This window comes from Streptomyces spiramenti (assembly GCF_012034385.1).
Classification (GTDB): domain Bacteria; phylum Actinomycetota; class Actinomycetes; order Streptomycetales; family Streptomycetaceae; genus Streptomyces; species Streptomyces spiramenti.
In genome coordinates, this window is record NZ_JAAVJB010000222.1 from 1 (window position 1) to 8,185 (window position 8,185).

7 protein-coding genes and 1 pseudogene are annotated in these 8,185 nt (G+C 73.0%); 3 read left to right on the forward strand and 5 right to left on the reverse strand.

Annotation, left to right across the window (positions count from 1 at the left end):
- Positions 1-230, forward strand: a pseudogene (locus HCJ92_RS19880) (hypothetical protein); the annotation flags it as partial.
- Between the two features lie 58 nt (positions 231-288).
- On the opposite strand, the gene HCJ92_RS19885 reads toward HCJ92_RS19880, so the two are convergent.
- A complete protein-coding gene (locus HCJ92_RS19885; RefSeq protein ID WP_167934985.1) occupies positions 289-960 on the reverse strand; it encodes a DNA-binding response regulator in 672 nt (223 codons plus the stop codon).
- A gap of 362 nt (positions 961-1,322) precedes the next feature.
- Here HCJ92_RS19885 and HCJ92_RS19890 point away from each other — a divergent pair, with 362 nt between their 5' ends.
- Positions 1,323-2,609, forward strand: coding sequence for a nucleotide sugar dehydrogenase (locus HCJ92_RS19890; protein WP_167934986.1), 1,287 nt, complete (start codon positions 1,323-1,325; stop codon positions 2,607-2,609).
- 116 nt (positions 2,610-2,725) lie between these two features.
- Here HCJ92_RS19890 and HCJ92_RS19895 read toward each other — a convergent pair whose 3' ends face one another.
- The 4 genes from HCJ92_RS19895 to HCJ92_RS19910 form a co-directional block, all read right to left on the reverse strand.
- Entirely contained in the window at positions 2,726-3,841 is a 1,116-nt protein-coding gene (locus tag HCJ92_RS19895) for a GuaB3 family IMP dehydrogenase-related protein (RefSeq protein WP_167934987.1), read from the reverse strand.
- 184 nt (positions 3,842-4,025) lie between these two features.
- Positions 4,026-5,531 (reverse strand): IMP dehydrogenase, encoded by a 1,506-nt coding sequence (gene guaB / locus HCJ92_RS19900; protein WP_167934988.1) that lies wholly within the window; start codon positions 5,529-5,531, stop codon positions 4,026-4,028.
- Between the two features lie 178 nt (positions 5,532-5,709).
- On the reverse strand, positions 5,710-6,288 hold the full coding sequence (shbA, locus tag HCJ92_RS19905; protein ID WP_275942328.1) for an RNA polymerase sigma factor ShbA: 579 nt from the start codon (positions 6,286-6,288) through the stop codon (positions 5,710-5,712).
- 247 nt (positions 6,289-6,535) lie between these two features.
- Entirely contained in the window at positions 6,536-7,147 is a 612-nt protein-coding gene (locus HCJ92_RS19910) for a response regulator transcription factor (protein ID WP_019431595.1), read from the reverse strand.
- Between the two features lie 469 nt (positions 7,148-7,616).
- Here HCJ92_RS19910 and HCJ92_RS25435 point away from each other — a divergent pair, with 469 nt between their 5' ends.
- Positions 7,617-8,030, forward strand: coding sequence for a WhiB family transcriptional regulator (locus tag HCJ92_RS25435; protein ID WP_275942329.1), 414 nt, complete (start codon positions 7,617-7,619; stop codon positions 8,028-8,030).
- Positions 8,031-8,185: the final 155 nt, after the last annotated feature.

Genomic DNA, 8,185 nt, shown 5'->3' on the forward strand with positions numbered 1-8,185 from the left:
CGTTGGTGGCGCCGCCCCCCGGCCCGGACCCGGGCGATCCGGCCCCGCCGACAGCGCCGACCGCCGCCACGGCGACGGCACCGGCCACCGCCGTGCGCGTCCGCGAGGTCACCGACGAGGGGCGGCTGTGGGTGGAGGCGTCCTACCGGCTGCCCGCCGCGGAGGAGGCGGGTGACGAGCTCCCCGACGCGTCGGCGGCTCCGGCACGGAGCGCGACACCGCCGGGGTGACCCCCGGCCGCCCGGGACCGGTGACCCGGCTCCGGGAGGGGCTCCGGGACGGGGGCGGTCAGAGCTCCTCCAGGGCGACCAGACCGTCCTGGAGCGCGCGGGCGACCAGCAGCGCCTTGGTGTGCGCGGGACGGCCGGCGTTGGCGTACTTGATCCGCACCCGGTCCAGGTAGGTGGCGACGGTGTGCACCGAGAGCCCCAGGCTCTGCGCGACCATCCGCTTGGACTCGCACTGGAACCACTCCAGGAGCACGTCCACCTCACGCGGCGCCAGCTCCGGCCGGCCGGGGCGGGTGTCGCTGCCGAAGGCCCCCGCGAGGGCGGGCGGGGTGTAGGGCAGGTTCTGCGCGGCTGCGCGGGTCGCCGCCACGAGGTGGCGGTCCCCCTCGGCCTTGGTGAGGTAGGTGTAGGCACCGAGGTCGAGCGAGGTCAGCGCCACGTCGGCGCTGTCCAGCATGGTGTAGACGATGACGGCCCGGCCCTCCTCGGCCAGTTGGCGCAGCGCGTCGTAGGACGGCCCGGTGCGCGAGAGCTGGAGGTCGAGCACCACCACGTCCGCACGGCTCCCCGGTCCGTCGAGCACGACGGCGGGGTCGGCTCCGGAGGCCACGACCTCGATGGGCGGCTCGGCCGCCGCGTACCAGGCGGCGAGCCCCGCGAGCACCGCCGGGTGGTCGTCGACGAGGGCGACGGTGGGGGCCGTCGGATCAGGGTCTTCGGGTTCGGGCATGTGGGGCTCCCTGTGACTCCGCGTCCCGGCCCGGGCGGACCCGGCCGCGCCGGGTCCGTCGTGGGTCGCGGCGCTGTCCCGGCGGTTGAACGGTAACAGGACGCACCACCACGGAACGCGGCCCGTTCGTTTCAGCCAGTGCTCGGGACGGCCGCCGGAACGCACCGCACGGGTTCGCCGTGTCCGCGTCGGATCACCAAAGGGAAACGCCCGGGGAGGGCGGGTCGGCCGGGGCCCATGGGGAACGCGCGCGCTGAACAATGCGACTTATCTGTCATATATGAGCTTAAACTGACACTCAGTTACTCACCTTGGATGCATTCGATCCTTTGTGGCATTCGATCGCGGAAGGGGCTCCCCACATGCCCGCAGATCTCGCCATCCTCGGCCTGGGCCACCTCGGTCTGCCCGCCGCACAGGCCGCCACCGCCCAGTCCGTCGTCACCGTCGGCTTCACCAGCGACCCGGGCGAGGCAGCCGCGCTGCGCGCCGGGCGTCCGCCCGTCGACGGATCGCTCAGCGCCGCGGAGCTCCGCCGCATGCTCGCCGTCGGCTTCACCGCGACCAGCGACACCGCCGTCCTCAGCCGGGTGCGGGCGGCGCTGATCTGCGAACCGGCGCCGCTCGGCCCGGACCGCACCCTCGACCTCGACGGCGTACGCGCCGCCGCCCGAGCGCTCGCCCCCGGGCTCCGGCCGCACAGCCTCGTCGTGCTGGAGACGCCCGTCTATCCGGGCACCACCGAGGAGGTGGTGCGCCCGCTGCTGGAAGAGGGATCGGGGCTGCGGGCCGGGCGCGACTTCCACCTCGCCTACTCCCCCTCCCGCGTCGACCCCTCCCGCGCCGAGACCCCGCGCGGCGACGCCGGCCGCCGGGACCCCGGGGCCGCACCGCGCGTCATCGGCGGCCTGACCGCCGCCTGCACCGAGGCGGCGGTCGCGTTCTACGGGCGGCTCGCCGAGAAGGTGGTCAGGGCGCGCGGCCCGAAGGAGGCGGAGACCGTCAAGGTGCTGGAGACCAACTTCCGCCACGTCAACACCGCCTTCGTCAACGAGATGGCCGTGCTCTGCCACGATCTCGGCGTGGACCTCTGGGACGTCCTGCGCTGCGCGGAGACCAACCCCGCCGGCTTCCCGGTCTTCCGTCCCGGGCCCGGGGTCGGCGGCCACAGCGTGCCGGTCGACCCCGGCTGCCTGCCGACGGCCCGCCGCATCCCCGGACACCCGCCGCGCATGGTGGAACTGGCCCAGGAGGTCAACGAACGCATGCCTCGTTACGTGACCCAGCGCGTCGCGACGCTCCTCAACGAGCACGGAAAGTCCCTGCGCGGCGCCCGCGTCCTGCTGCTCGGCGTCACCTACCAGCCGGACGTCGCCGACGAGGAGGGCGCCCCCGCGCGCGAGATCGCCGCCCGCCTGCGCGACCTCGGCGCCCAACTGTCCTTCCACGACCCCTACGTCGCCCACTGGCGCCCCGGCGGTCGCCCCGTGCCGCGCGCCGACGGCCTCTACGAGGCGGCGGCCGACGCCGACCTCACCCTGCTGCTCCAGCACCACGGCGTCTACGACCTGCACGGGCTCGCCGCCAAGGCGCAGCTGCTCCTCGACACCCGGGGCGCCACCCCCGCCGGCGCCTGCCACCGCCTCTGAACGTCCCCCGCTCCCCGCCGTCACGGAGGACGTGGGCGTCACGCACCTGGCCGCCCGGGAACGTGACGTCCACGTTCCCGGGCGGCCAGGTGTGCGATGCGGGGTGAGGCCGTGGCTCAGCGGGAGCGGGCCACCATGACCTCGACGCGCTGGAACTCCTTCAGCTCGCTGTAGCCGGTGGTCGCCATGGCCCGGCGCAGGGCGCCGAAGAAGTTCATCGAACCGTCGGGGGTGTTGGACGGGCCGGTGAGCACCTCCTCGGTGCTGCCGACCGTGCCCAGGTGCACCTTCTTGCCGCGCGGCACGTCCTCGTGGACCGCCTCCATGCCCCAGTGGTGACCCCGGCCGGGGGCGTCGGTGGCGCGGGCCAGCGGCGACCCCATCATGATCGCGTCGGCGCCGCACGCCACGGCCTTGGGCAGGTCACCGGACCAGCCGACACCACCGTCCGCGATGACGTGGACGTACCGGCCGCCCGACTCGTCGAGGTAGTCGCGGCGCGCGGCGGCGACATCGGCGACGGCCGTGGCCATCGGGACCTGGATGCCGAGCACGTTGCGGGTGGTGTGCGCGGCACCGCCGCCGAAGCCGACGAGAACACCGGCCGCGCCGGTGCGCATCAGGTGGAGCGCGGCCGTGTAGGTCGCGCAGCCGCCGACGATGACCGGGACGTCCAGCTCGTAGATGAACTGCTTCAGGTTCAGCGGCTCGGCCGCGCCCGAGACGTGCTCGGCCGAGACCGTCGTACCGCGGATGACGAAGATGTCCACCCCGGCGTCGACGACGGCCTTGGAGAACTGGGCGGTGCGCTGCGGGGAGAGCGCCGCGGCGGTGACGACACCGGCGTCGCGGACCTCCTTCAGCCGGCGGCCGATCAGCTCCTCCTGGATCGGCGCCGAGTAGATCTCCTGGAGGCGCTTGTTGGCGGACTCCTCCTCCAGCTCGGCGATCTCCTGGAGCAGCGGCTCCGGATCCTCGTAACGGGTCCACAGACCTTCGAGGTTCAGGACACCGAGGCCGCCCATCTCACCGATGCGGATCGCGGTCGCCGGCGAGACGACGGAGTCCATCGGCGCGGCCAGGAAGGGCAGCTCGAAGCGGTAGGCGTCGATCTGCCAGGCGATCGAGACCTCCTTCGGGTCGCGGGTGCGCCGGCTGGGCACCACGGCGATGTCGTCGAACGCGTACGCCCGGCGGCCGCGCTTGCCGCGTCCGATCTCGATCTCAGTCACTTGTGGAACCTTCCGTACGGTCTGCCGTCTGGGCCAGTATCCCCGACGCCGTGGCGGTTGGCCGGGGCCGGGGCGGGCGCGCCGCGGGCCCGGCGGCTGATGCCGACCGGGCCCGTGGGCATGGTGCCGTCAGTGGGCGGGACGGGAACCCGCCTGACCCGTGCGGGGTGGGACCCCGCCCGGATCAGCGCCCCGAGTAGTTCGGCGCCTCGGTGGTCATCTGGATGTCGTGCGGGTGGCTCTCCTTGAGCCCCGCCGCGGTGATCCGGACGAAGCGGCCGTCGCGCTTGATGTCGTCGACGGTGCGACCGCCGAGGTAGAACATCGACTGGTGCAGGCCGCCGACGAGCTGGTGCACGACAGAGGAGAGCGGCCCGCGGTAGGGGACCTGCCCCTCGATGCCCTCGGGGATCAGCTTCTCGTCGTCGTTGACCGCCTGCTGGAAGTAGCGGTCCTTGGAGTAGGAGCGCGACTCGCCGCGGGTCTGCATCGCGCCGAGGGAACCCATCCCCCGGTACGACTTGAACTGCTTGCCGTTGATGAAGCGCAGTTCGCCCGGCGACTCCTCGCAGCCGGCCAGCAGGCTGCCCAGCATCACCGTGTCCGCGCCGGCGACCAGCGCCTTGGCGATGTCACCGCTGTACTGGAGGCCGCCGTCACCGATGACCGGTACGCCGGCCGGGCCGGCGGCCAGCGACGCCTCGTGGATGGCGGTGATCTGCGGGACGCCCACGCCGGCGACGACGCGGGTGGTGCAGATCGAGCCCGGCCCGACGCCCACCTTGATGCCGTCCGCGCCGGCGTCCACCAGCGCCTGTGCGGCGTCCCGGGTGGCGACGTTGCCGCCGACGACGTCGACGTCCGAGTGGTTGGCCTTGATCTTGGCGATCATCTCCGGGACCAGCCTGGAGTGGCCCTGCGCGATGTCCACGACGATGAAGTCGACACCGGCCTCTACCAGCGCCTGGGCGCGCTCGTAGGAGTCACCGGCGACGCCCACGGCGGCGCCCACGATCAGGCGGCCGTCCGCGTCCTTGGCGGCACGCGGGTACTTCTCCGCCTTGACGAAGTCCTTGACGGTGATGAGCCCCTTGAGCATGCCGGCGCCGTCGACCAGCGGCAGCTTCTCGATCTTGTGGCGGCGCAGCAGCTCCATGGCGTCCTGGCCGGAGATGCCCACCTTCCCCGTCACCAGCGGCATCGGGGTCATGACCTCGCGGACCTGCCGGCTCCGGTCGGTCTCGAACGCCATGTCGCGGTTGGTGACGATGCCGAGCAGCTTCCCCGCGGCGTCGGTCACCGGCACACCGCTGATGCGGAACCGGCCGCACAGCTCGTCCGCCTCCTGGAGGCTGGCGTCCGGCCGGATGGTGATCGGGTCGGTCACCATCCCGGACTCCGACCGCTTCACCCGGTCCACCTGTGCCGCCTGCTCCTCGACGGAGAGGTTGCGGTGCAGCACGCCGACGCCGCCCTGGCGGGCCATCGCGATGGCCATGCGGGCCTCGGTGACCTTGTCCATGGCCGCTGACAGCAGCGGGATGTTCACGCTGACGTTGCGGGAGACGCGGGAGCGGGTACTGATCTCCTCGGGCGTCATGTCGGCCGGGCCGGGGACCAGCAGCACATCGTCGTAGGTCAGCCCCAGTGTGGCGAACTTCCCCGGTACTCCGTCGACGTAATCCGTCATGACACCCTTCCAGCCCTCTTGCTCTGCCCTTCGCCCCATGGTAGTGCCTGGCACTTCGGCTTCCGCCCGGCCGGAGGGGCCTGCACGTGGCCCGCGCCCCCGCCCGAGGCGGCGACGCGTCACCCCCGACGGTGCCACGGACACCGGCCCGTGCGGAAACCGGGTCCGTCGGAGCCGGTCAGCCGTGGTCGGCCAACTCGCGCAGCCGGTTCAGCGCGCGGTGCTGGGCCACCCGGACCGCGCCCGGGGACATGCCGAGCTGCTGCCCCGTCTCCTCGGCGGTCAGACCGACGGCGACGCGCAGCAGCACCAGGCGGCGGAGGTTGTCGGGCAGGTTGTCCAGCAGCTTCGCCGCCCACTCGGCGTCACTGGTCAACAGCGCGCGCTCCTCGGGCCCGAGGGAGTCGTCGGGCCGCTCGGGCATCTCGTCGGCGGAGACCACCGTCGAGCCCGGGTGCCGCATGGCCGCCCGCTGGAGATCGACGATCTTGTGGCGCGCGATGCCGACGACGAAGGCGTCGAACGGGCGCCCGGTGTCCCGGTAGTGCGGCAGCGCGCACAACACGGCCAGGCAGACTTCCTGCGCGAGGTCGTCGACGAAGTGCCGGGCGTCACCGGGGAGCCTGCTGAGCCGGGCCCGGCAGTAGCGCCGGGCCAACGGGTGGACGTGCGCGAGCAGGTCGTGGGTGGCGCGGGGATCGCCCTCCACCGCACGATGCACCAGGGCGCCGATCGCCGAGGACTCGTTTTCGCGCATCCCACCATGGTGCACTGCCGTCGCACCGGACGCCCCACCGCGGTCGGAGTTGTGCACCGACTCGTTACCGGACCCGGCCGGCGCGGCCGGTTCGACCTCGCGGACCGCGCCGGGCATGGTCGCGGGCGCCGGGTCGGACCGCGGCTTCGTCTCGTCCCCTGGGAGCGTCATGTCTCCAGCATGCGTCAGACGCGGATTTTTCAGCCGCGAGGCCGCACCTCACCCGCCGCACGGCAACGGCCGGCGGTCAGCGGACCAGCCCCCAGCGGAAGCCGAGCGCCACCGCGTGGGCGCGGTCGGAGGCGCCGAGCTTCTTGAAGAGGCGGCGGGCGTGGGTCTTCACGGTGTCCTCGGAGAGGAACAGTTCGCGGCCGATCTCGGCGTTGGAGCGGCCGTGGCTCATGCCCTCCAGGACCTGGATCTCGCGCGCGGTGAGCGTGGGCGCGGCACCCATGTCCGAGGAGCGGAGCCGACGCGGGGCGAGACGCCAGGTCGGGTCCGCCAGCGCCTGGGTGACCGTGGCACGCAGTTCGGCACGGGAGGCGTCCTTGTGGAGGTAGCCGCGGGCACCGGCGGCGACGGCGAGGGCCACGCCGTCGAGGTCCTCCGCCACGGTCAGCATGATGATCCGGGCCCCCGGGTCCGCGGAGAGCAGACGGCGGACCGTCTCGACACCGCCGAGGCCGGGCATCCGGACGTCCATGAGGATCAGGTCGGAGCGGTCGGCGCCCCAGCGGCGCAGCACCTCCTCACCGTTGGCCGCGGTGGTCACCCGCTCGACGCCGGGGACGGTCGCGACCGCCCGGCGGAGCGCCTCGCGGGCGAGCGGCGAGTCGTCGCAGACGAGGACGGACGTCATGAGCGGCCTCCGAAGCTGATGCGCATCCCTGGTACCTCCAGGCTGAGTTAAGTCGTCACCGGTGCGGGCGACGGGACTCGGACACCCGCCCGAGTGGTGGTCTCCGCCATCCGCCTCGCCTTCTCAACGACGGTCACCCGAAAGAGTTACGGCTGCTTCGCCTGCCCTTCCGCCGCCCTTCCGGCCGCGACCGGCCGGTTCCCGCGCAGCGGTGCCGAACCTCCCCGACACCCCTCACCCACCGAGGAACACCCTATGTGACGACCTGGTGACCGATGTGGCGGCAGTGGCACAACACGCCGGAGCGACGGTTTTAACCCGTTTAGAGCTTCTTGACCCCATGACGAGTACATAAAGCTATATTCGGTTAGTAGTCATATTTACATCCACGTTCATGCGCGTGGAGACGTGATTGACCGGATACGCCCTGACACCGCAGAGCGCACGTATCTCGTTCGAGGGGAACCCCATGGCAGATTTCTCCCGCCTCCCAGGCCCGAACGCCGACCTCTGGGACTGGCAGCTGCTCGCCGCCTGCCGCGGGGTGGACAGTTCGCTCTTCTTCCACCCCGAAGGCGAGCGCGGCGCCGCTCGCAGCGCCCGCGAGGCCTCGGCCAAGGAGGTGTGCATGCGCTGCCCGGTCCGCGCCGAGTGCGCGGCACACGCGCTCACCGTCCGCGAGCCCTACGGGGTCTGGGGCGGCCTGACCGAGGACGAGCGCGAGGAGCTGCTCGGCCGTGCCCGCCGCGGCATCGCCAACCGCGACGGGGCCCCCGTCCACCGCGAGGACGGCGCCCCTGTCCAGGGTGCGGGCGAGGCCCCTGCCCGCGGCGAGGAGTACGAGCGAGTGGCCGACACCGGCCACGTCCTGCACGCCGGCTGACCGACCCGCCGGACGGCGCGACGGCGCGACGGCGCCCACGGACTCCTGCGGACAGCGCCCGCCCACCGGCGACCGACACGCCCCCGACGCCCCGGCGCGGGGGCGTCGGCGTGCGCCACGACCGCCGCGCAACCGGCGGGTGTGCGGGCCGGCGG

What these genes read in the sequence shown, in the direction of transcription:
- HCJ92_RS19910 (WP_019431595.1), bottom strand. Translation starts at nt 7,147, where the DNA reads ATGACGTCCGTCCTCGTCTGCGACGACTCGCCGCTCGCCCGCGAGGCG.
- HCJ92_RS19885 (WP_167934985.1), bottom strand. Translation starts at nt 960, where the DNA reads ATGCCCGAACCCGAAGACCCTGATCCGACGGCCCCCACCGTCGCCCTC.
- HCJ92_RS25435 (WP_275942329.1), top strand. Translation starts at nt 7,617, where the DNA reads ATGGCAGATTTCTCCCGCCTCCCAGGCCCGAACGCCGACCTCTGGGAC.
- guaB (WP_167934988.1), bottom strand. Translation starts at nt 5,531, where the DNA reads ATGACGGATTACGTCGACGGAGTACCGGGGAAGTTCGCCACACTGGGG.
- HCJ92_RS19890 (WP_167934986.1), top strand. Translation starts at nt 1,323, where the DNA reads ATGCCCGCAGATCTCGCCATCCTCGGCCTGGGCCACCTCGGTCTGCCC.
- shbA (WP_275942328.1), bottom strand. Translation starts at nt 6,288, where the DNA reads ATGCGCGAAAACGAGTCCTCGGCGATCGGCGCCCTGGTGCATCGTGCG.